At 67.8% G+C, this 24,324-nt stretch carries 3 protein-coding genes; all 3 read left to right on the plus strand.

Annotated elements, in window-relative coordinates; translation table 11 throughout:
• Positions 1-52 precede the first annotated feature (52 nt).
• The 3 genes from BM394_RS17260 to BM394_RS17270 are packed head-to-tail and all read left to right on the plus strand — an operon-like array spanning position 53 to position 24,308.
• The gene (locus BM394_RS17260; protein ID WP_092979679.1) at positions 53-9,229 is read left to right on the plus strand and encodes a non-ribosomal peptide synthetase; all 9,177 of its coding nucleotides are present in this window, start codon (positions 53-55) and stop codon (positions 9,227-9,229) included.
• A complete protein-coding gene (locus tag BM394_RS17265; RefSeq protein ID WP_175530147.1) occupies positions 9,226-24,102 on the plus strand; it encodes a non-ribosomal peptide synthetase in 14,877 nt (4,958 codons plus the stop codon). Before BM394_RS17260 ends, BM394_RS17265 begins: the two co-directional genes overlap by 4 nt.
• The gene (locus tag BM394_RS17270) at positions 24,099-24,308 is read left to right on the plus strand and encodes an MbtH family protein (protein ID WP_092979683.1); all 210 of its coding nucleotides are present in this window, start codon (positions 24,099-24,101) and stop codon (positions 24,306-24,308) included. Before BM394_RS17265 ends, BM394_RS17270 begins: the two co-directional genes overlap by 4 nt.
• The last annotated feature ends 16 nt before the right edge of the window (positions 24,309-24,324 follow it).

The following is a 24,324-nucleotide window of genomic DNA, read 5'->3' on the forward strand; positions in this document are numbered from 1 at the left end:
CGGGCCCGTGCGAACCGAGCGGGGAAATTCGGTGAATCGAGGCTGAACGAACATGCCCGAAATCCGACGAACAGTGCCGTTGACGGCGGCACAGCGCGGGATCTTCTTCGCGCAGCGGCTCGATCCGTCGAATCCGATCTACAACGTCGCCGAGTGCGTGCGGATTCCGGGATCGGTCGACGTCACGCTTTTCCGTGAGGCGTTGCGGCGCACCGTCGCGGATGCCGAGGTGCTGCGTTCACGTGTCGTCGTGGACGAGAGTACCGGGGAAACCGCTCTGGAGCTCGTACCGTGGGTCGAACCGCCGTTCGAGCACATCGATCTCTCCGGTGAACCCGATCCCGAGACCGCCGCCGCCGAACGGATGCGTTCCGCGCTCGACGAACCGATCGATCCACGCGATCCCGCTCCGTTCTCGTTCACCCTGCTGACGCTCTCCGCTACGGAGACCCGTTGGTTCCAGCGCTACCACCACGTGCTGCTCGACGGGGTCGGCATGTCGCTGATCGAACGGCGAGTGGCCAGCGTGTACTCCGCCCTGGTGGCGGGGGAAACGGTGCCCGAGGCCGAGTTCGAGGAGCTGCAGACGCTCGTCGATGCCGAGACGCTGTACCGCGAGTCCGAGCAGTACCGACGGGACCGGGCTTACTGGAACGAACTCCTGTCCGACACGCCCGCTCCTGCCACGCTCGCCGACCAGCCGCCCCGGATGCCCACCCGCCTCTCGCGCGGTGTGGTGAGTCTCAGCGCTGATCGGATCGAGGCCGTGCACGCACTGGCCCGCCGGTTCGGAATGGGCTGGCCCACGGTGCTGGTCGCGGCGTTCGGGCTGTATCTGAACCGGGCGTCCGGTGGGGAGCAGGTAGTGCTGGGGCTCCCGGTGGCGGCCCGGCGTGGTGCGGCGCGGAACTCGGTGCCCGGGATGATGTCGAACATCGTGCCGCTGCGTTTGGACGTGCGGCAGGAAATCACCCTGCGCGAGTGGGTGAGCGAGGTGTCCGGGGCGCTGCACGAGGCCACACGGCACCAGCGCTACCGCTACGAGGACCTGCGCCACGACCTGAACCTGCTCGCCGAGGACCAGCGGTTGGTCGGCCCGCACGTGAACATCGTGCTCACCGACTACGAGTTGGATTTCGCCGGGATCCCCGGCAGCGCCCGGAACCTGGCGGGCGGTCCGGTGGAGGACTTGTCACTGGTGATCGATCGGAGAGGTGGGGACGGCGGTGCCGACCTCGTCTTCGACGTCAACCCCGAGCTTTACCGGCCCGACGAGTTCGAGCTCATGCGCGAGCGATTCGTCGAACTGATCGGTGACATCACCACCCGCGATCCGGATCGGTTGTTGGCCGAGATCGACATGGCCGGACGCTGGGAACGCCACCAGGTGCTGACCGAGTTCGCGGGAAAGACCCGCCCCGTGGCGGCGACGACGCTCTACGACGCCGTCGCCGAGCAGGCCGCGCGTACACCTTCGGCCACCGCGGTGGTGGCGGACGAGGTGGAGTTGAGCTACGCCCGACTGCTCGGCCGGGCCAACCGATTCGCGCGACTGCTGGCCGAACGGGGAGTCGGCAGCGAGGATCTCGTGGCACTGGCGGTTCCCCGCTCGGCCGAGATGATGGTCGCCCTGCTGGGGATCCTGGGTTCCGGTGCGGGTTACGTTCCGATCGATCCGGAGTATCCGGCCGACCGGGTCGCGGTCATGCTCACCGAGTCCGCTCCCGCGCTGGTAATCACCGCCGCTCCCCGTGAACTGCCCGATACCGAGGTGCCGGTACTCGATTCGCGCAACTTGGCGGGGGAACTGGCACGGTTGTCCGAAGCACCACTGTCCGACGCCGATCGAATTCGTCCACTACGGCCGGACAATCCCGCCTACACCATCTACACCTCGGGTTCGACGGGACGTCCCAAGGGCGTTGTCGTGTCGCACCGCAGTGCCGCCGACCTGGCACGCTGGGCCAGGGAGACGATCGGTCCCGACAAGTTGGCCAGGACCCTGGCCGCCACGTCGCTGAACTTCGACGTCTCGGTATTCGAAATGTTCGGTCCGCTGACCTGCGGCGGTCGTATCGAAGTGGTCCGCGATGTGCTCGCCCTGGCCGAACGATCGGACCGGAGCTTTCACGGAACACTCGTCAGCGCCGTTCCCTCGGCGCTGTCGGCGCTGCTCGCCCACGGTGACGTGGACGTGCGCGCCGACATGGTCGTGCTGGCAGGCGAGCCGCTGTCGGCGCACAACCTGGATTCGATCCGCGCCGCGGTACCGAAAGCAGCGGTGGCCAACATCTACGGTCCTACCGAAGCCACCGTGTACGCGACCGCCTGGTTCGACGGCGGAAACGGTTCCGAGGTGCCCAACATCGGCCACCCGTTGAGCAACACCCGCACGTACGTGCTGGACGCGGCGTTGCGACCGGTCCCCGTCGGTTTCTCCGGTGAGCTGTACCTGGCGGGGGTGGGGCTGGCCAGAGGATACCTGCACCGCCCGGAACTCACCGCGCACCGGTTCGTCGCCGATCCGTTGGGCGGACCGGGAGAGCGCATGTACCGCACCGGAGACATCGTCCGTTGGAACGCCCTGGGCGAGCTCGAGTACCTGGGCCGTGCGGACGATCAGGTCAAGGTACGCGGTTTCCGGGTTGAACTCGGGGAGATCGAGAACGCGCTGCTCACGCACGAGGACGTGTCGCGGGCCGCCGCGGTGGTGCGGACGGACGGCTCGGGCGGCAAGCAACTCGTCGCCTATGTGGTTCGTGCGGCCGACAGCGATCCGGAACCGGATCGGCTGCGCGGTCATCTCGCCGCGCGGCTGCCCGACTACATGGTTCCGGCCGCGGTGGTGGTGCTCGAGTCCTTCCCGCTGAATCCCAGCGGAAAGCTCGATCGTGCCGCACTACCCGCGCCCGACTACTCGGCCGTGGTCTCCGACCGTCTCCCGCGCACCAGTGGCGAAGAAGTGTTGTGCCGGTTGGTGAGCGAGGTGCTCGATCTGCGTTCGGTCTCACCGGAGCAGAACTTCTTCGACCTCGGTGGCGACAGTATCGTCGCCATCCAGCTCGTCAGCCGTGCTCGTTCGGTCGGGCTGTCCATCACGCCGCGCGACGTGTTCGACCACAAGACCGTGGAACGGTTGGCCATCGCGGCCCAGTACGAGAGAGCTCCGGTCGAGTACTCGGAGGCCGCCACCGGCGAAGTCCCCCCACCGCCCATCGTGCACTGGCTGCGCGAGCGCGGCGACGCCGTGGACGGTTTCAATCAGTCCGTGCTGTTGGAGGCCCCCTCCGCGCTGGATCGCGAGAATCTGGTCACCCTGCTCGGCAGGCTGGTGGACCAGCATCACGTACTGCGAATGCGGCTGACGGTCGCGGAGGACTCCACCTGGGGTCTGTTCGTGGAAGAGCCGGGGTCGGTCCACGTCGACGACCAGGTCCGGGTGGTGGATGCTTCCGGGATTCCGCGCTCCGAGGTGGCTGAACTGGTCGAATCTGAGGCCGAGTCCGCGCGTGGGAGGCTGCGGCCACGCGCGGCCGGGATGGTGCAAGCGGTCCTGTTCGAGGGGTGCGGTGACGACGGGAACGGCAAACAGCTGCTGCTCGTGGCACATCACCTCGTGGTCGACGGTGTGTCCTGGCGCATCCTGTTCGACGACCTGGAGGAAGGCTGGTCGGCCCTGGCCGACGGCAGGCGACCGCGTTACGAGCACGGCGGGATGTCCTACCGGCACTGGGCACTCCGCCTGCCCGAACTGGCACGACAGCCCGAAGTGGTCGCCGAGCTCGATCACTGGCGGGAAGTGTTGTCCGCGCCGGTGGCGGAACCTCCCGTGTCGGCCCGGCAGGGTTCCGGTGAGGTACACGCTCGCATGGTGTCGTTACCGGACGTCCTGTCCGAGGCACTGCTCAACGAGATGCCCGCTGAGACGCACGCGGGTGTGGACGAACTGCTGCTGACGGGGCTGGCACGCGCGATGCGGGATGCCGGGATCGACACCGCCGGGCGGCCGCTGCTGGTCGACGTGGAACGCCACGGTCGCGAGGAGGTCGCTCCGGGAGAGGCCCCTTACCGCACGCTCGGTTGGTTCACCAGCATCCACCCGATTCGACTGGACCTCACCGGATCCGAGGGCGACGGGGTGCTCGGTGCACTACGTCGCGTCAAGGAACGTGTTCGCGCCGTCCCCGGTAACGGCATCGGTTTCGGTCTGCTGCGTTACCTCAACACCGACACGGCTCCGGAGCTGGCCGAGGCGAAACACCCCTGGCTCGGCTTCAACTACCTCGGAAGGCTCGTCCACTCCGGGGCGGGGTGGACGCTACGACGCGCGGGAGCGACGGTCTCCTCCGACGACGAGCTCTCTCCCGCGCACGCCCTGGAAATCGACGTGTTGGCAGAGGGCGGTACGGACGAGCCGCGTCTTACCGCTCGGCTCACCTATCTCGACACCGTCCTCGACGAAACCGGAATCGACGGAATCGTGACCGCTTGGCTGCGCGAACTCGAGGAGCTGCGTCGATGGTGCGGGACCCGTTCCGGGCGTACCGGTGGGGCGCTCACGCCCAGTGATTTCGACCTGGTCGATCTCGATCGCGACGAGGTCGCCGCGATCGAGACGGGTGTCGGTGACGTCCGGGACCTGTTCCGCCCCGCACCGCTCGCGGAGGGACTGCTGTTCCACGCGCTCTACGATGACGGCGACGTGGATGTCTACACCGTGCAGGTGTGCTTCGATCTGAGCGGTCCGGTCGAATCCGAGCTGCTGCAGCGCTGTGCACGACAGCTGTTGCGTCGTCACCCCGCCCTGCGTGGTGCGTTCCGGCACGAGGACCTCCGCCGACCACTGCAATACGTGCTCGCCGAGGTCGATGTTCCGTGGGAGGAGCACGACTTCGCGGAACTCCCCGACGCGGCCGCGGAGCTGCGCGCGCTGCGTCAGGAACACCGAGTGCGCCGCTTCGACCTGTCCACCCCACCGCTGTTGCGGTTCGCCCTGGTACGTACCGCACGGCAGCGCCACACGCTCGTGCTCACCTGCCACCACATCCTGTTGGACGGGTGGTCGCTGCCCGTGCTCGCCTCGGAGCTGTTTCGGCTCTACGCCGCCGACGGCGACGAGTCGGTGCTGCCCACGGCCCCGGACCACCGCGGTTACCAGCGCTGGTTGGCCGCCAGAGACCGGGAATCAGCGGAACTGGCCTGGGCGAACTATCTGGCCGGGGCGATCCCGACCCTGGTCAGCGAGGGAAACCCGCACGACCGGCTACCGGAGGCCAACACGCTCGAGCTCCCCGAAGCGGTGACCATCCAGCTCACCACCACCGCACGCAGGAACGGACTGACACTGAACACGGTGTTGCGCGGTGCCTGGGCGGTGTTGTTGGCGTTCGTGACCGGTAGGGACGACGTAGTCTTCGGCGCCACGGTCTCCGGACGTCCCGCGGAACTGCCGGACGTCGAGTGGATGGTCGGGTTGTTCATCAACACCGTCCCGGTACGGGCGCTGATGGATCCGGAACGCCCGCTGCACGAAGTGCTGCACGAACTGCAGCGCGATCACAGCGAGCTGATGGAACACCAGCACCTCGGACCCGCAGACGTTCAGCGTGCCGCCGGATTCGACGAGCTGTTCGACACCCTCGTGGTCTTCGAGAACTATCCGCTCAGCGACGGCACTTTCACCCCGGAGCACGCGTCCATCGAAGTGACCGACGTGCACGGCACCGACTCCACCCACTACCCGTTGACGTTGAACATCACGCCGGGGGAACGGTTGAGGCTGCGGTTGGACCACCGGCCGGGCGCGGTGGGAGCCACTACCGCGCGACGGATGCTGGACGGGCTTCGGCGGGTCCTCAACGTGTTCACGCAGGCCCCGGACACGCTGGTCGGACGGATCGATCCGCTCGAACCGGAGGAGAGACACCGGCTGCAGACCGAGCTAAACCGAACCGAGCGGGACGTGCCCGCGGCCACCCTTCCCGAATTGTTCGAACGGCGGGTACGTCTCGATCCGGCGGCGCGGGCCGTGACCTTCGGTGGTCAAAGCCGCACCTATGAGAGGTTCAACGCCGATGTGAACCGGCTGGCCCGGCTGCTGCTCGCTCGTGGGGTGGGTCGCGGTACGCGAGTGGCGGTCGCCTTACCACGCTCCTTCGAACTGATAACGGCGCTGTACGCGGTGCACAAGACCGGTGCGGCCTATGTGCCTGTGGACCCGGACCACCCTGCCGAGCGGATCGAGTACGTGCTCTCGGACTGCGCTCCCACGCTGTTGCTCGGCACCACCGGCACCGTCGGCGGGATCGAAGTCGAGGTCCCCCGGCTGTGGGTGGACACCGAGTGGTTCCGTGCCGCCGTTTCACGGCAGTCCGCCGACGACATCTCGGACGATGAGCGCGGCACGGCGCTTTCCGGACTCGACCCGGCTTACCTGATCTACACCTCCGGTTCCACCGGACGGCCCAAAGGCGTCGTCGTGCCGCACCGCGGCATCGTCAACCGGTTGCTGTGGATGCGTGACCACTACGGGATCGACGCCACCGATCGCGTGTTGCAGAAGACCCCGTCCGGTTTCGACGTCTCGGTCTGGGAGTTCTTCCTACCGCTGATCTCGGGCGCCTCGGTGGTGCTGGCCGAGCCGGAGGGGCACAGGGACGCCGAGTACCTTTCCGAACTCATCGCCGCCGCGGGGATCACCACCCTGCACTTCGTCCCGTCCATGCTGTGGGCGTTCCTGTCGGAGGCCGATCCGGCTGCCTGCTCGAGTCTGCGGCGGGTGATCTGCAGCGGTGAAGCACTTCCGGAATCGGCGCGCCAACGGTTCCGCGCGACGTTCGACTCGGAGCTGCACAACCTCTACGGACCGACCGAGGCCTCGGTGGACGTGACCGCTTGGGACTGTGTCGAGCAGGCGGGGACAACAGTCCCGATCGGGTATCCGGTGTGGAACACCCGGGTCCACGTGCTCGACGCCGCATTGCGCCCGGTTCCACCGGGAACCCCCGGTGAGCTGTACTTGGCGGGCGAACAGCTGGCGCACGGATACCTGAACCGTCCCGGGCTCACCGCCGAGCGGTTCGTCGCGAACCCGTTCGACACCTCCGGCGGCCGGCTCTATCGGACAGGGGATCTGGTCACGCGGCGCGAGGACGGTGCGCTGGAGTTTCTCGGCAGGGTCGACGAGCAGGTCAAGATCCGCGGGTTCCGCGTCGAGCTCGGCGAGATCGAGTCGGTGCTCACCGGGCATCCGAGCGTGTCGGCGGCGGTGGTGCTGGATCGAGAGGACACCAGCGGCAATCGGCGACTCGTCGGATACGTGGTCGGTGAGCGGTTGGACCCCTCCGAACTGCGGACGTATCTCGCGGGCACGCTCCCCGAGTACATGGTGCCGCGGTTCCTCGTGCCGATCGGGACGCTTCCCGTCACCGCGAACGGCAAACTCGACCGTGCCGCGCTTCCCTCTCCCGAGGTCGGTACCCGGGAGAGTTTGCCCACCCGCCCACGGACGGCCGTGGAGGCGCGGCTGTGCGAACTGTTCGCGAGCGTGCTCGGCCTCGACGAGGTCGGCGTCGACGACGGGTTCTTCGCACTCGGAGGCGACAGCATCATGTCGCTCCAACTCGTTTCCCGAGCACGTGGACACGAGCTGCACTTCAAACCGAAGGACGTCTTCGAGCGCGGCACACCGTCCCTGCTGGCGGGGGTGTGCACGAGCACCGCACGAGTTCGCCCCGAATCCGATGACGCGGGTGTCGGCGACGTAGTGCTCCCGCCGATCGCGCGGCGACTCACCGCACTACCCGGTCCGATCTCCGGTTACCACCAGTCGATGCTCGTCCGGACTCCGTCCGGGACGGACAGGCAGACACTGGTGCGCTCGCTGCGAGCGCTACTGGATCACCACGACATGCTTCGCGCCGCGCTCGTCGACGACGGTCCGCGACCCGTGCTGCGAGTACCACCGCCCGGCGAGATCGACGTCGAAGCCGTGGTCCGGCGGGTGGACGTCTCCGACGTGGCCGATGCCACCGAACGGATCCGTGCCGAGCACCTGGTCGCGCGGCGGGAACTCGATCCGCGTCGAGCGGCGATGGTTCGCGCGGTCTGGTTCGACTTCGGAACCGACGAACCGGGACGACTGCTCCTGTTGATTCACCACCTCGTCGTCGACGGGGTTTCCTGGCGTGTCCTGCTCCCTGATCTGGAGCTCGCCCACCGAGCGCTCGCGGAGGGGACGGAGCCCGAGCTGGAGCCGGTGCCGACGTCCTTCCGGAGCTGGTCCACCCGGCTCGTCGAGCTGGCGCGGTCACCGTCGGTGCGAGAGCAGGAACCGTTCTGGCAACGGGTGCTGCGCGGAGGTGACGAGGCACGTGTGGCGGAGCGGAAACCGGATTCGTCCGACACGGTGGGCACGTTGCGGCGGCACGATTCGGGGCTCTCCGTCGAAGCCACCCGTGAGTTGCTGAGCATCGTGGCCCCCGCGTTCCACGCGGGAATGGACGAGGTGCTGCTCACCGGGTTCGTCGTCGCGGTCGAGGCCTGGCGCGAGCGCCACGGGCGATCGCGCGGGCCCGTCCTCGTCGATCTGGAGGGGCACGGGCGGGAGGAGCTCGTGAGCGGTCTGGACGTTTCACGCACCGTGGGGTGGTTCACCAACATCCATCCCGTCCGGCTCGAAGTGTCCGAGCCGGACGTCGAGGAAGTATTTTCCGCGGGTTCCGCGACCGGCAGGGTTCTGAAGCGGATAAAGGAACAACTGCGTTCGGTCCCGGGAACGGGGGTCGGCTTCGGTCTGCTCGGTTCTCCGGAGACCGAGCCCGCCGATCCGCCGTCCGAGTCACCGGACGTCTGCTTCAACTATCTCGGCAGGCTCCCCGCGAACGAGTCCGGTGACTTCGGCCCAGTGCCGGAGTCACCGGGACCGGACGGCGGAGCCGATGCCGACATGCCGGTCACCCACGCGCTGGACATCACGGCGGCCGTGGCGGAGGGGCCCGCCGGACCCGAGCTGACGCTCACCGCGCTCCGACCGAAGGAGTTGCTGAGCGACTCGGCCGGAGCCGAACTGTTCGCACTGTGGGAGCGGACGTTGCACGCGTTTATCGAGCACGCGAGCCGGACGAACGCGGGCGGACACACACCGTCGGACCTGACTCTCGTCGGGCTCGACCAGGACGAGATCGACTTGTTCGAGGACGAACTGGAAGCGGAGGGCGAACTGTGGTGAAGCGTGCCCGAGTCGAGGATGTTCTGCCGCTGTCCGGGCTGCAGGAGGGGTTTCACTTCCACGCCGTCTACGACGAAGGCGCGGACGACGTCTACACGGTACAGCTCGTGCTCGATCTGGCCGGTGCACTGGACGGTGAACGCCTCCGCGACTCGATGTACCGGGTGCTTTCCAGGCACCCCAACCTGCGGGCGGCCTTCAGACAGCGCAAGAGCGGTGAGACGGTGCAGGTCATCGCCTCCGAGGTCGAACTGCCGTGGCACGAGGTCGATCTGCGGGGCCTGCCGGCTCCGGAGCAGGAGGAGACGGCCACCAGTACCGAGGTCGAGGAGACCGGCCGGTTCCGCCTCGACGTGGCTCCCCTGCTGCGGTGCTCGCTGCTGCGGTTCGACGAACGTCGTTACCGGTTCGTGATCACCGCGCATCACATCCTGCTGGACGGTTGGTCGCTCCCGCTGCTGGTGCGTGAGTTGTTCACGTTCTACGCGGGGGAGTCCGCTTCCGACCCGCTACCCGAGAGCGCTTCCTACCGGGACTACGTACGCTGGCTCGATCAGCGTGACACCGCCGAGGCGACAGCGGTCTGGCGACGAGCGCTGGAGGGAGTGGATCAGCCGACCTTGTTGGCCGATCCGGAGTCGCAACGCTCCCCCGGACGGCCCGAGAGCGTGAAGCTCGAACTCCCCGACGAACTGGTCGATCGGGTGCACGCGTTCGCCCGGGCGGAGGGCATCACTCCCAACACGCTGGTGCAGGCGGCCTGGGGAACGTTGCTGGGAACCCTGACCGGTGAGTGGGACGTGCTGTTCGGCTCGACAGTCTCCGGCAGACCGCCCGAGCTGGCCGGTTCGGAGTCGATGATCGGGCTGTTCATCAACACCGTTCCGGTAAGAGTGCTGCTGGACCCGGCCGAGTCCACCTCCGCGCTGGTGCGCCGCGTGCGGCGAGAGCAGGCGGAGCTGTTGGAGCAGCAGTACACCCCGTTGCGGGAGATCCAGCGCGCCGTGGGGCTCGGGGAGCTGTTCGACACCCTCGTCGTCTTCGAGAACTACCCGTTGGACTCGGAAGCGCTGGCGCTGCCGGGCACGGGGCTGGAGCTGACCGGTGTCCGCGGTGAGGACGCCGCGCACTATCCGCTCACCCTGGTAGTGCTGCCCGGGGAGCGCCTCACGCTCCGGTTGGACCATCGACCCGAGCTGTTCGATCGGGAACAGGCGAGTTCCGCGTTGAACAGGCTGCGTCTCCTGCTGGAGCGGATGCTCGACGCGCCGTGGCGTCCCATCGGGTCGCTGGATCTCCTCGACGAGACGGAACGAGATCTGCTGCGAACGCGCAACGCCACCGAACGCCCGACCGGTGCCCGCACACTGCCCGAACTGTTCCGGCGAGGTGCGCACGGCGGATCCGACGCCTTGGCGGTGGTCGACGAGTCCGCGGCGGTGTCCTACGGGGAGTTGGACGCCGGATCGAACCGGCTCGCCCGACTGCTGATCGATTACGGCGTCGGACCGGAGAGCCGCGTCGCGTTGGCCCTGCGGACCTCGATCGAGTCGGTGAAGGCGAGCCTGGCGGTGGTCAAGGCGGGCGCTGCCTGGCTGCCGATCGATCCGAACCATCCCGAGGAACGGGTGTCGTTCCTGCTCGACGACGCCCGTCCCGAAGTCGTGCTGTCCACCAGTGACTCGGAACTTCCCGCCCACGTGACCGACGTGATGGTCCTCGACGACCCGAACACGCTGGAGGCGCTGGACTCGTACTCCCCCGCGGAGGTGAGCGACAGGGATCGAGTTGCCCCGTTGCGCACGGACAATCCGGCTTATCTCATCTACACCTCGGGTTCGACGGGTCTGCCCAAGGGAGTGGTGGTCACCCACGCGGGACTGCTCGACTTCGCCGAGACCGAAGTGGAACGCTTCGACGTGCGGCACGATTCGAGAGTCCTCCGTTTCTCCGCGCCGAGTTTCGACGCCTCGGTGCTGGAGATGTGCATGGCCTGGTACGCGGGAGCGACCCTGGTCGTGCCTCCCGGTGAGGCAGTAGCCGGGGAGCCGCTGGCCCGGGTCCTCGCGGAAACGGGCGTCACGCACGCCCTGATTCCGCCTGCCGTGCTGGCGACTCTGCCGGAGGCGGAGCTGCCCGACTTCCGCTGCCTGATCGTGGGTGGCGACGCGTGTTCCGCGGAGCTGGTGGACCGGTGGGCACGAGGACGCGAGATGCGCAACGCGTACGGCCCCACGGAGATCACGGTCGCCGCCACCATCAGCGACCGGCTTTCGCCGGGGGAGACACCTCCCATCGGGCGTCCGCTGCCCAACACCCGGTCCCATGTGCTCGATGCGGCCCTGCGACCGGTACCACCCGGCGCGGAGGGCGAACTCTATGTCGCCACGACCGGGTTGGCACGAGGCTATTCGGGACGCCGCGGCCTGACAGCCACCCGGTTCGTCGCCGACCCGTTCGGCACCCCCGGTTCCCGGCTCTACCGAACCGGTGACCTCGTGCGCTGGCGTGCCGACGGGCAACTCGACTTCCTGGGGCGCGCCGACGACCAGGTCAAGATCCGCGGCTTCCGGATAGAACCGGGTGAGATCGAAACCGTGGTCTCGGCTCATCCCGACGTCTCCCGCTGCGCGGTCGTGGCGTGCGAGGACGGTTCCGGCGGGAAGCGACTCGTCGGTTATGTCGTCGGTACCGAGGGGACGAGGCCGCAGAACGACAAACTACGCTCCCACGTCGGGGCGCGGTTGCCCGAGCACATGGTGCCCGCGGTGTTCGTGCCGATGGATACGCTTCCGATGACCGCCAACGGCAGCAAACTGGATCGCAACGCCCTGCCGGCTCCGGTGTTCGAATCCACCACGAAGGGAACCGCCCCGCGTACCGACACCGAGCAATCGCTGGCTGAGCTGTTCACCGAGGTCCTCAACCTCTCCGAGGTCGGGGTGCACGACAGCTTCTTCGAGCTGGGCGGCGACAGCATCACCTCGATCCAACTGGTGAGCAGGGCACGGAAGTCCGGGATACACCTCACCCCCAAGGACGTGTTCACGCACCGGACCGTCGCCGAGCTGGCCGCCGTGGCCGGTGCCGCCGTCCCGGCGGGCTCTTCCGGCGGCGGGGAGGAACACGACTCCGGTGTGGGGACAGTGCCGCTCACCCCGATCATGCACTGGCTGCGCGAACGCGGCGGCCCCATCGGGGAGTTCTGTCAGTCCGTACTGCTCAACGCCCCGGAGGGACTGTCCGAAGCGGATCTGCTGACCGCGGTGCGGGCGGTGGTCGACCGGCACGACGCGCTGCGCGCGCGGCTGACCACGACGGGGGGACTGTGGGGGCTGTACGTTCCCGAACCCGGCTCACCGCACGCCCGCGACAGTGTGCGGCGGGTGGACGCGACCGATGGGAGAGACACGGCCACCCACGTCGCCGAGCAGGAAAGGATCGCCGCCTCGGAACTGGACCCCGAAGCGGGCGAGATGATCCGGGTGGTCTGGATCGACACCGGCTCGCGGTCGTCCGGACGGTTGCTCGTCGTCGTCCATCACCTGGTGGTGGACGGTGTGTCCTGGCGCATCCTGGTGCCGGATCTGCGGGCGGCCTGGCAGGACGCCGTGGCGGGGCGGGACCCCTCGCTCGAACCGGTCCCCACCTCACTCCGCCGGTGGTCCGAGAAACTCACGGCGCACGCGCACGATCCGACCGTGCTCGCCGAGCTGGAAACCTGGACGGATGTCCTCTCGTCGGGCGGGGGGCAGCTCGGAGAACGCGCGCTCGATCCGGAACGGGACACCGTTTCCTCGTTGTGTGGCACCACGCTACGGCTTCCCGGTGAGCTGGCCGAACCACTGCTGACCACCGTACCCGCCGCGTACCACGCGGGGGTGGACGAGGTGCTGCTCACCGGGTTCGCGATGGCGATGGCACGGTGGCTGGCGAGCCGGGGACGCGAGGGTACGTCCCTGTTGCTGGACCTGGAGGGGCACGGCCGAGCCGGCGAGGTGTCCGATACGGACCTGTCACGGACGGTGGGTTGGCTCACCACCATGTATCCGGCAAGGCTCGACGTCTCCGGCGTCGATCTGGGCGAGGCGTTCTCGGGGGGAACGGCCGCAGCACGAGCCGTGAAACAGGTCAAGGAGCAGCTCAGGGCGCTTCCCGACGGGATCGGCTACGGCCTGCTGCGTTACCTGAATCCGCAGGCCGCTGTCACGTTGGCGGGCAGAGCCGCTCCCCAGGTCGGATTCAACTACCTCGGCCGGTTCGGCGCGGGAGGTAATGACGCGGCTTTCGAACCGGCCGCCGAAAGCGGCGCGATCGGTGGGCGGATGGACGAGAGCGCGGCGGTTCCGCACGCTCTGGACGTCACCACTACGGCCTACGACGGTGCGGACGGATCGACGCTGGTCGCCGAGCTTTCCTGGCCACGGGAGCTTTTCGGGGCAGCGCAGGTCGAGCGACTGACCGTTCTGTGGCGGGAGGCGCTGTCGGCGATCGTCGACAGCACGAATCGCTCGGACACGACAGGCCACACACCCTCGGACTTCCCCCTCGTCGAACTCGAGCAGTACGAACTCGACGCCCTGCAGCGGGCGGTTCCCTCGCTCGTCGATGTGCTGCCGCTGTCCCCCCTCGCAGCGGGACTGCACTTCCACGCCGCCTACGGCGACAGCGGATCGGACGCCTACACGGTGCAGCTCGCCCTGGAGCTGAGCGGGCCGCTGGATGTGGATTCACTGCGGAAGTCCGCGCGTGCGCTGCTGGCCCGGCATCCCAACCTCCGTGGCGGGTTCCGGCACGAGGAACTGCGTGCCCCCGTGCAGTTCGTCCCGGACGACGTCGACGTCGATTGCACGGAGATCGACCTCCGCGACAGCGACCGGACAGAGCTCACTCGGCTGCTGGACGAGGATCGTGCACGCGGGTTCGACGTGACCGATCCGCCGCTGCTTCGGCTGACGGTTTTCCGGCTGGACTCCGAGATCAGCCGTGTCGTGCTTACGCACCATCACATCCTGCTGGACGGCTGGTCGGCTCCGCTGCTGTTCCGCGAACTGTTCGACATCTACGCGGCCGAGGGCGACGCGTCCGCCCTGCCCGAACCCGCTCCCTACCGTGAGTACCTCGGATGGCTGGCCACCCGTCCCCGTGACGAGTCGGAACGGGCCTGGCGCTCGGCACTGTCCGGAGTGGACGAACCCACCCTGTTGGCGGGAACCCGGACGACCACGGAGGAATCGGCCCTACCGGAGCGGGTCACCCTGCGGCTGTCGGAGACCACCACCGCCCGCATCAACGAGTTGGCCGGTTCGTCGGGGCTGACCGGCAACACCGTGGTTCAGGCGCTGTGGGCGCTGTTGCTCGGGAGGATGACCGGACGCCAGGACGTCGTCTTCGGGGCCACCGTATCCGCACGTCCCCCCGAACTTCCCGACGCGGAGTCCATGATCGGCCTGTTCATCAACACCATCCCGGTGCGCGTACGACTGGCTCCCGACGAGTCGCTGCGCCAGCTGCTGGAGCGGTTGCAGTCCGAGCAGGCCGATCTGATGGCACACCACTACACCGGACTCACCGAGATCCAGCGGTTCACCGGTACCGGCGAGCTGTTCGACACGCTCACCGTCTACGAGAACTATCCGTTGGGCCCGGAGACGTTGCGACTGCCGGGAACCGGGCTGCGGGTCACCGGAGTACACGGTCGCGACGCGACGCACTATCCGCTGACCCTGGTCGCCTTGCCGGGAAACGCTCTGGAGCTGCGGCTCAACTACCGCCCGGACGTGCTCGACGAATCGTTCGTGAACGCGATCGCACAACGGTTGCGAGGACTCGTCGAGCTGCTGCTCGACGACCCCGAGGTCCCACTCGCGGCGGTGGACGCGCTGACCGATCGGGACAACGAGCTGCTCGCGCGTTACTCCGAGGGCACATCGGCGGACGTCGGTACGACGACGGTGCACGGCCGGTTCGTCGAGCGGGTGCGACGTTCTCCCGAGACCACCGCTCTGCTCGCGGGGGAGGAGCGGATCACCTACCGCGAGCTCGATCGGCGAGCGAACGCCCTGGCGAACCGGCTGCTCCGCCTCGGAGTGAGTAGTGAGCAGCCGGTGGCGATTCTGCAGCAGCGTTCCGTGGAACTGGTCGTCTCGACACTGGCCGTGCTCAAGGCGGGCGGTGCCTACGTGCCCCTCGACTCCCGGAGTCCGGCCGAACGGCTGGAACGGATCCTCTCGCGCACGAGTGCGGCGATCCTGTTGACCGATCCGGCGTTGTGCGAACTGCCGTTGACCCACGAGGCGGAGATCGTCGTCCTCGGGCGTGCGGAGCTCTCCGACGAGTCCGAGACCGACCCCCGAGTCCCCGTTCACCCGGAACAACTGGCCTACGTGATGTTCACCTCGGGGTCCACCGGCGAGCCGAAGGGAGTCGCGGTTAGCCACCGGGACGTCGTGAGCCTCGCGGGCGACGGCAGTTGGGAAACCGAGCGACAACAGCGGGTTCTGCTGCACTCGCCGCACGCTTTCGACGCCTCCACCTACGAACTGTGGGTCCCGCTGCTGTCGGGACGCGAACTGGTCGTGGCACCCGCTGGTGAGCTGGACATCGCCGAACTGGCCGCCACGATCACCGACAGCGGGATCACCGCCCTGTGGCTGACGGCAGGCCTGTTCCGGCTGCTGGCCGAGGAATGCCCGGAATGCTTCGCGGGCGTCCGGGAGGTGTGGACGGGTGGTGACGTGGTGCCCGCCGCGATGGTGCGCAGGGTGTTGGAGGTCAACCCGTCCCTGGTCGTCGGAGACGGCTACGGCCCCACCGAGACCACCACCTTCGCGACCCGGTACCTGATGGATTCCTCGACGAGCGTTCCGAACAACGTGCCGATCGGTTCCCCGCTGGACAACATGCGCGTTTCCGTCCTGGACACCAACCTGCTTCCGGCTCCGCCGGGCGTACCCGGCGAGCTCTTCATCGCGGGGGAAGGGGTGGCACGCGGTTATCTGGACAATCCGCGACTGACCGCGAGTTGGTTCGTCGCAGACCCGTTCGGGATGCCGGGCACCCGGATGTACCGAACCGGCGACATCGTGCGGTGGAACTCCGAGGGAGCGCTGGAGTTCGTCGGACGCGTCGATGAGCAGGTCAAGGTGCGCGGCTTCCGGATCGAGCTCGGCGAGATCGAGACCGCCCTCGCCGAACGACCCGAGGTGGCGCAGGTGGCGGTGCTCGCCCGTGAGGACGTGCCGGGGGACAAACGCCTGGTCGCCTACGTGGTCCCCACCGACGAGGGAATCGACACCGGTCTGCTGCGTTCCGTGGCCGAAACCGCGCTGCCCGAGTACATGGTGCCCTCGGCCTTCGTGGAACTGGAGTCGCTGCCGATCACCGCCAACGGCAAGCTGGACCGCGCCGAGCTGCCCGCTCCCACCCTCACCGCGGGCGGCGGAAGGCGTCCGCGCACTTCGGAGGAGGAGGTTCTGTGCGGTCTGTTCGCCGACGTCCTCGGCGCGCCCTCGGTGGGCATCGACGACAACTTCTTCGCGCTGGGCGGGCACTCCCTGCTCGCCACTCGGCTCATCAGCCGCGTACGTTCCACCTTCGGCGTGGAACTGGCCGTGCGAAACCTCTTCGAAACCCCCACGGTGGCCGGAATCGCCCAGGCGATGACCGGAGCGGCCGCTGCCCGCACCCCGTTGCGGGCGATGCCCCGTGGCGAACTGGTACCGGCCTCCTACGGGCAGCGCAGGTTGTGGTTCCTGAACGCGTTGGAAGGCGCGGGCTCGCCCTACAAGATCCCGGTAGGGATCCGGCTCAGCGGCTCGCTCGACGTCGAAGCGCTGCGTGGTGCCTTCCGGGACGTGGTCGAGCGGCACGAGGTGCTGCGAACGGTTTATTCCGACGTGGACGGCGAGCCCCACCAGCGCGCGTTGAGTGTTTCGGATGCGGTTCCGGACATCGAACGTGTCACCGCGACCGAGGAGGAACTGCGGCAGGTGATGCTGGACCGCGTCGCGATCGGGTTCGACCTGCGGGTCGATCCACCGATGCGTGTGACGTTGTTCGAACTCGGGCAGCGGGAACAGGTATTGCTGATCGTGCTGCACCACATCGCGGGTGACGGTTGGTCTATGGCGCCGCTGGCCGACGACCTGTCCCGGGCGTACACCGCGAGGCTGACGGGTGAACGAGCCGAGCGCGAACCGCTGGAGGTGCAGTACGCCGACTACAGCATGTGGCAGCGTGAGGTGCTGGGCAGTGAGAACGATCCGAACAGCACGATCGCCCGGCAGGTCGCGTTCTGGAAGTCCGAACTGGCCGATCTTCCCGAGGAACTACCGCTCCCCACGGACCGCCCACGCCCGCTCGCTCCCACCTACCGCGGCGGCACCGAGCTGTTCGAGATTTCGGCTGGGGTGCATGGGGGGTTGTTGGGGTTGGCCGCTGGGGAGCGGGCGAGTTTGTTCATGGTGTTTCAGGCCGCGTTGGCGGGGTTGTTGACGCGGTTGGGTGCTGGGGTGGATGTGCCGGTTGGTTCGCCGGTGGCGGGGCGGACCGATGAGGCGTTGGACGGGTTGGTCGGGTTTTTCGTGAATACGTTGGTGTTGCGGACGGATACGGGTGGGGATCCGAGTTTTCGGGAGTTGTTGGCTCGGGTGCGTCGGTCGGATTTGGCGGCGTATGCGCATCAGGATTTGCCGTTCGAGCGGTTGGTGGAGGAGATCAACCCACCCCGAGCGCTGGGACGCAACCCACTGTTCCAGGTCATGTTGGTGCTGCAGAACAACGCCGAGCCCGAGCTCGATCTCCCCGGCCTGCGGAGCCGCCCCGAGCCCGTCGGGGCCTATGCCTCGCAGTTCGACCTCTCCCTGGACCTCACCGAGCGACACGACGACGCTCCCGCGGGAGTGAGCGCGCGGTTGGACTACAGTGCGGAGCTGTTCGATCCGAGCACCGCACGATCGTTCGTCGAGCGTTTCCGACGGTTCGTCGAAGCCGTCGTGGCCGATCCGGACCGGCCGATCGGGGAAGTCGATCTGTTGGGAGCGGACGAGCGACATCGACTGTTGGTCGAGCGCAACCGCAGCGAACGCGCGACTGATACCTTCGATCTGGTCGCCAGGGTGCGGGAGCACGCGGTGCGTTCCCCCGCGGCGGTCGCACTCGCCGACGACGATTCCGAACTGGACTACCGAACCCTGGTTCGTCGGGCGAGTGCGCTCTCCCGGCGCCTCCTGGAGGCAGGAGCGGGGCGCGGCAGTCTGGTCGCCCTCTGTGCCGAGCGCCGGGTGGGTGTTCCGGTGGCCGTTCTCGGAGTGCTCGGGGCGGGAGCCGCGTTCCTGCCGGTGGATCCGAACGCACCGCGTGCTCGTAACGAGCGGATCCTCGCGCGCAGCGGTGCGAGGGTGGTGCTCGCCGACGAGCACCACCACGAACTCGCCACTCGGCTGGCCGACGTCGCCTCGGCCGAGGTGCTGCCGCTCGACGAGAGCCAGGACGGTCCCGAAGAGCTGCTCGAACCGAGGGGCGGCCCGGACGACCTCGCCTATGTGCTGTACACCTCGGGTTCGACCGGGGCTCCCAAGGGAGCACTGGTACACCGTCGCGGCATGGTCAACCACCTGTTCGCGAAGGTGGAGGACCTGGCCGTGACCGAGTCGGACAGCCTGGTGCAGAACGCGCCGCTGACCTTCGACATCTCGGTGTGGCAGATGCTCGCGCCGCTTCTCGTCGGTGGTCGTACCCGCGTCGTCGGGGACGGGACGGCCCGCGACCCGGAACGGTTGTTCCGGGTGGTCGCCGAGGAGCGGATCACGGTGCTCGAGGTGGTGCCCTCCTTGCTGCGTGCCGCGCTCGACACCTGGGACACCGTGGCGAGCACGTCGGGGTCGGAAAGTCGTGAAGCCGGTGGTTCTGCCCCGAGCGACCTCCGGTGGTTGATGGTCACGGGCGAGGCACTGCCCCCGGACCTGTGCACCCGGTGGTTCGAGTACGAACCCGCCGTACCCCTGGTCAACGCGTACGGACCGACCGAGTGCTCGGACGACGTCACGCACGCGGTGATCACACCCGAGTCCCGCACCGACGACGTGCGGATCCCCATCGGTCGTGTGGTGCGCAACACCAGGCTCTATGTCCTCGACGAAGCGCTGCGTCCGGTTCCGGACGGCATCCCGGGGGAACTCTGCGTCGGCGGTGCGGGAGTCGGCCACGGTTATCTCGGGGATCCGGTGAAAACAGCGCTGGCGTTCGTGCCCGACCCGTTGTCCGGGGAGGCGGGAGCCCGGCTGTACCGCACCGGAGACCGGGTGCGATACCGGGCGGACGGACAGCTGGAGTTCCTCGGCCGCGACGATCAGCAGGTCAAGATCCGCGGGCAGCGAATCGAGCTCGGTGAGGTCGAGGCGGCGTTGCGCGCCGCCGAGGAAGTGCGTGACGCGGTGGTCACGGTTCATCGGGACTCCGGCGGGCAAGCCAGGCTCGCGGGCTACGTCACCGGTACCTCCGACACGACGGCCGTACGCGCCGCCCTGGTGGGGAACCTGACCGAGGCGATGACCCCAGCGGTGCTCGTGCCGTTGGAGACGCTGCCGTTGAGTCCCAACGGCAAGGTTGATCGCAACCGGTTGCCCGAGCCCGAGTTCCCCACCTCCGCATCCGGACGCGAGCCCGCGACACCGCAGGAGGAGGTGCTGTGCCAGCTGTTCGCCGAGGTGCTCGGGGTGGAACGGGTCGATGTCGACGACGACTTCTTCGCGCTGGGCGGGCACTCCCTGCTGGCCACGCGACTGGTGAACCGGATCCGTTCCGTCACCGGCGCGGAAGTGCCGATGCGCGCCCTGTTCGAAACCCCGACCGTGACGGGTGTGGCCGAGCACCTCGGTAACCCCTCGCACGTACGGAGCGCCCCCCGACGGTTCGAACGTCCGGAACGTGTCCCGCTCTCGTTCGCGCAGCGCAGGCTGTGGTTTCTGAACCGTTTCTCGGAAACGGCCGGGGCCTACAACGTCCCGTTGGCGCTACGGCTGACCGGCGAACTCGACGTGGCCGCGCTGCGAGCCGCGATCGGTGACGTCGTGGACAGGCACGAGAGCCTGCGCACCGTCTTTCCGCAGCACGGTGAGGAGCCGCACCAGGTCGTGCTGGCCGACGCCCGGCCGGAGACACCGCTCGAAACGCTCGACAACGCCGAGCTGACCGGACGGTTGGACGAGCTGGTGCGGACCGAGTTCGACCTGACCACCGAGACACCGCTGCGGAGCCGGCTGTTCCGCACCGGTGAACGGGAGCACGTGCTGCTGCTGCTGATGCACCACATCGCCAGTGACGGTGGTTCCGCGGCTCCACTGGCCCGGGATCTGTCGACGGCCTACAGAGCGCGCGGCGTGGGACAGGAGCCGTCGCCTGCGCCGCTGGAGGTGCAGTACGCCGACTTCACCCTGTGGCAGCGCGAGGCCCTCGGGGACGAGCAGGACCCCGACAGTCCGTTGTCCCGCCAGCTTCGGTTCTGGGAACACGCCCTCAGCGGAATCCCCGAGGAACTCGACCTGCCCACCGACCGCGCCCGCCCCGCTGTGCCGAGCCACCGCGGCGCACGCGTGCCGATCGAGATTTCGGCTGGGGTGCATGGGGGGTTGTTGGGGTTGGCCGCTGGGGAGCGGGCGAGTTTGTTCATGGTGTTTCAGGCCGCGTTGGCGGGGTTGTTGACGCGGTTGGGTGCTGGGGTGGATGTGCCGGTTGGTTCGCCGGTGGCGGGGCGGACCGATGAGGCGTTGGACGGGTTGGTCGGGTTTTTCGTGAATACGTTGGTGTTGCGGACGGATACGGGTGGGGATCCGAGTTTTCGGGAGTTGTTGGCTCGGGTGCGTCGGTCGGATTTGGCGGCGTATGCGCATCAGGATTTGCCGTTCGAGCGGTTGGTGGAGGAGATCAACCCACCCCGAGCGCTTTCCCGGCACCCGTTGTTCCAGGTCATGCTCTCCTTCCGCAATCACGACACCGTGGATGCGGAGATGGACGGACTCGACGTGGAAACGCTTCCGCTCGATCCCGGCTCGGCCAAGTTCGACCTGTCGTTGAACCTGGCCGAGCGGCGCGAGTCGGATGGCGCGGCCGCGGGAATCATCGGTGACCTGCAGTACAGCACCGACCTCTACGACCGCGGCACGGTGCTACGCATGGTGGACGGGCTGCTTCACATGCTGGAGTCCTTCGTCACCGATCCCGACCGGCGCATCGGAGCGGTGGAACTGTTGCGCGGCGAGCGGCGTGAGCGGGTACTCGGTGAGTGGAACGACACCTCCACGGCGGGCGCCGACCGAACGCTGCCCGAGATGTTGACCGTCCAGGCGCACAGAACTCCGGACGCGCCCGCCGTCCGTACCGTGCGAGGTGAACTGTCCTACTCGGAACTGACGGAACGCGTGAGTCGGCTCGCACGGCGACTGGCCGCGTTCGGAGTCGGACCGGAACGGTTCGTCGCCGTGGCACTACCACGTTCGGCCGAGATGGTGGTGGCGCTGCTGGCGGTACTCGAAGCGGGCGGTGCCTACCTGCCCGTGGATCCGGACTACCCGGCCGACCGCATCGGTTTCATGCTCGCCGACGCCGCTCCCGAGCTGCTGCTCACCGACGGCGATGTGCTCGCGGAGCTGCGTCGATCCGGCGTCGAGACGGCGGATGAGCGTACGGTCCTGTTCGAGGACACCGCCGAGTTGCCCGAGGCGGAACCGAGCGCACCCGCGTTCGCGAACCCCGCCTACGTCATCTACACCTCGGGGTCCACCGGCCGCCCCAAGGGAGTCGTGGTCGAGCACCGCTCCCTGTCGGATTACCTGGTCTTCGGGGGCAACGACTACGAAGGGGTTCGCGGTGTCGTTCCGCTGCACTCGCCGGTGTCGTTCGACCTGAGTGTGACGGCCATGTTCGTGCCGCTCACCGTCGGTGGAACCGTGCACGTGACCGAACTCGACGACTCCGATCCGCGGACCGTGGAGCTGCTTCGCGACCATCCGCCCAACTTCCTGAAGGGAACCCCGAGCCACCTGCCGCTGCTGAACACCCTTCCCGAGGAGTTCTCCCCGGACGGGGAACTGCTGCTCGGAGGTGAGTTGCTGCTCGGCGAACGTGTCGACGAGTGGCGCGAGCGAAACCCCGGCGTAACGGTGTTCAACATGTACGGTCCCACCGAGACGACGGTCAACTGCACCGAGTACCGGGTGGAACCGGATCAGCCGATTCCCTCCGGGCCGCTGCCGATCGGCGAGCCGTTGGACAACACCCGTGTCTACGTCCTCGACGAGAACCTGCTGCCGGTGGAGATCGGCGTGGCCGGTGAGCTCTACATCGCGGGTACGGGTCTCGCGCGCGGGTATCTCCACCGTCCCGGTGCGACGGCGAGTAGGTTCGTGGCGAATCCGTTCGGACCCCCCGGCGAGCGCATGTACCGCAGCGGCGACATCGTGCGGTGGCGAGCCGACGGGCAGCTGGTTTTCGTGCGACGCGTCGATGATCAGGTCAAACTGCGCGGCTTCCGGGTGGAACCGGGCGAGATCGAGGCGTTGCTGACCGCCCGGCCGGATATCGCCTCGGCTGCCGCGGTCGTGCGTGAGGACCACCCGGGAGATCAACGTCTGGTCGCCTATGTCGTCCCACGCGACGGCGCCGACCTCGACACTTCCGATCTGCGGCGAACGTTGTCCGAGGTGCTGCCCACCTACATGGTCCCCACCGCTTTCGTCGAGCTCGACGAGCTGCCGACGACTCCGAACCGCAAACTCGACCGCGAGGCACTACCCCCACCCGAGTTCGAGGGGACGGTGGAGACGCGGGGACCTCGTAACCAGACCGAACGCGTCCTCCGCGAACTGTTCGCCGAAGTCCTGGACACAACCACGATCGGCGTGCACGACGGTTTCTTCGAACTGGGCGGTCATTCACTACTGACCACCAGGTTGATATCCAGGGTGCGCTCGGCGTTCGGGGTACGTACCGCGATGCGCACGCTGTTCGAGGCCCCCACCGTCGCAGCGTTGGCCGACAGGTTGGGCGAGGACGACGACTCCGACGGTTTCGACGTGCTGCTGCCATTGCGAGCGAGCGGAGAGCGGCCCGCGTTGTTCTGCGTGCATCCGGCCAGTGGTTTCGCCTGGTCGTACGCGGGCCTGATGAAGCACCTCGAACCGGACGTGCCGATCTACGGACTGCAGTCCCGCGGTCTCGACGGTGCGGAGACGCTCCCCGAAACGGTGACAGAGGTGGCACGCGACTACATCGAACGGATCCGCACCGTACAACCTCACGGCCCCTACCGACTCCTCGGCTGGTCCTTCGGCGGACTGATAGCTCAGGAGATGGCGGTCCTGCTGCGGAAGGAGGGCGAGGACGTCGAGCTGCTGGCCATGTTGGACAGCTTCCCGAAAACCCCCGAGGAGTCGGAGGAGGATCACGTCGAGGAGTCCGAACTCTATCTCGCGATGCTCGATCTCGCGGGATACGACCGGGCCGGGCTGAGTGAGCGGGATCTGGACGCCGAGTCCACGGCACGTCTGGTGCGGGAACAGGGCGGTGTCTTCGGCGATCTCACCGAGGACCGGCTCCGCGCGTTGCATCGGGTGTTTCTGAACAACACCAGGTTGGCGCGCCGACACGTGCCGAGCCACTACACCGGTGACGCGCTCCTGTTCGTGGCGACCGGCGACGAAGAACCCGGTCCGGGCAAGATGGCCTGGCACCCACATGTGGATGGCGAGATCACCGAGTGTCCCGTCGAGGCCCGGCACAACGACATGACCCGTGCGGAACCGCTGGCTCGTATCGGTCGCGTACTGGCCGAACGAATGGACACGCAACCATCGGAAGGAAAGGAAGACCAATGAGCACCAACCCCTTCGACAACGAGAACGGAAGCTTTCTGGTGCTGATCAACGAAGAGGGGCAGTACTCGCTCTGGCCGGAATTCATCGAGGTTCCCGCGGGCTGGACGAGCGTTCACAGCGGGGACCGGGACTCCTGCCTGGAGTACATCGAACGGAACTGGACCGACATGCGCCCCCGCAGCCTCGTCGAGGCGATGGCGGAATAAGAACCAGTGAGGGGAA

The sequence above is a fragment of the Actinopolyspora lacussalsi subsp. righensis genome, from assembly GCF_900116555.1.
GTDB lineage: Bacteria > Actinomycetota > Actinomycetes > Mycobacteriales > Pseudonocardiaceae > Actinopolyspora > Actinopolyspora lacussalsi.

Coding starts and splice junctions, on each gene's coding strand:
- BM394_RS17270 (WP_092979683.1), top strand. CDS start 24,099: ATGAGCACCAACCCCTTCGACAACGAGAACGGAAGCTTTCTGGTGCTG.
- BM394_RS17260 (WP_092979679.1), top strand. CDS start 53: ATGCCCGAAATCCGACGAACAGTGCCGTTGACGGCGGCACAGCGCGGG.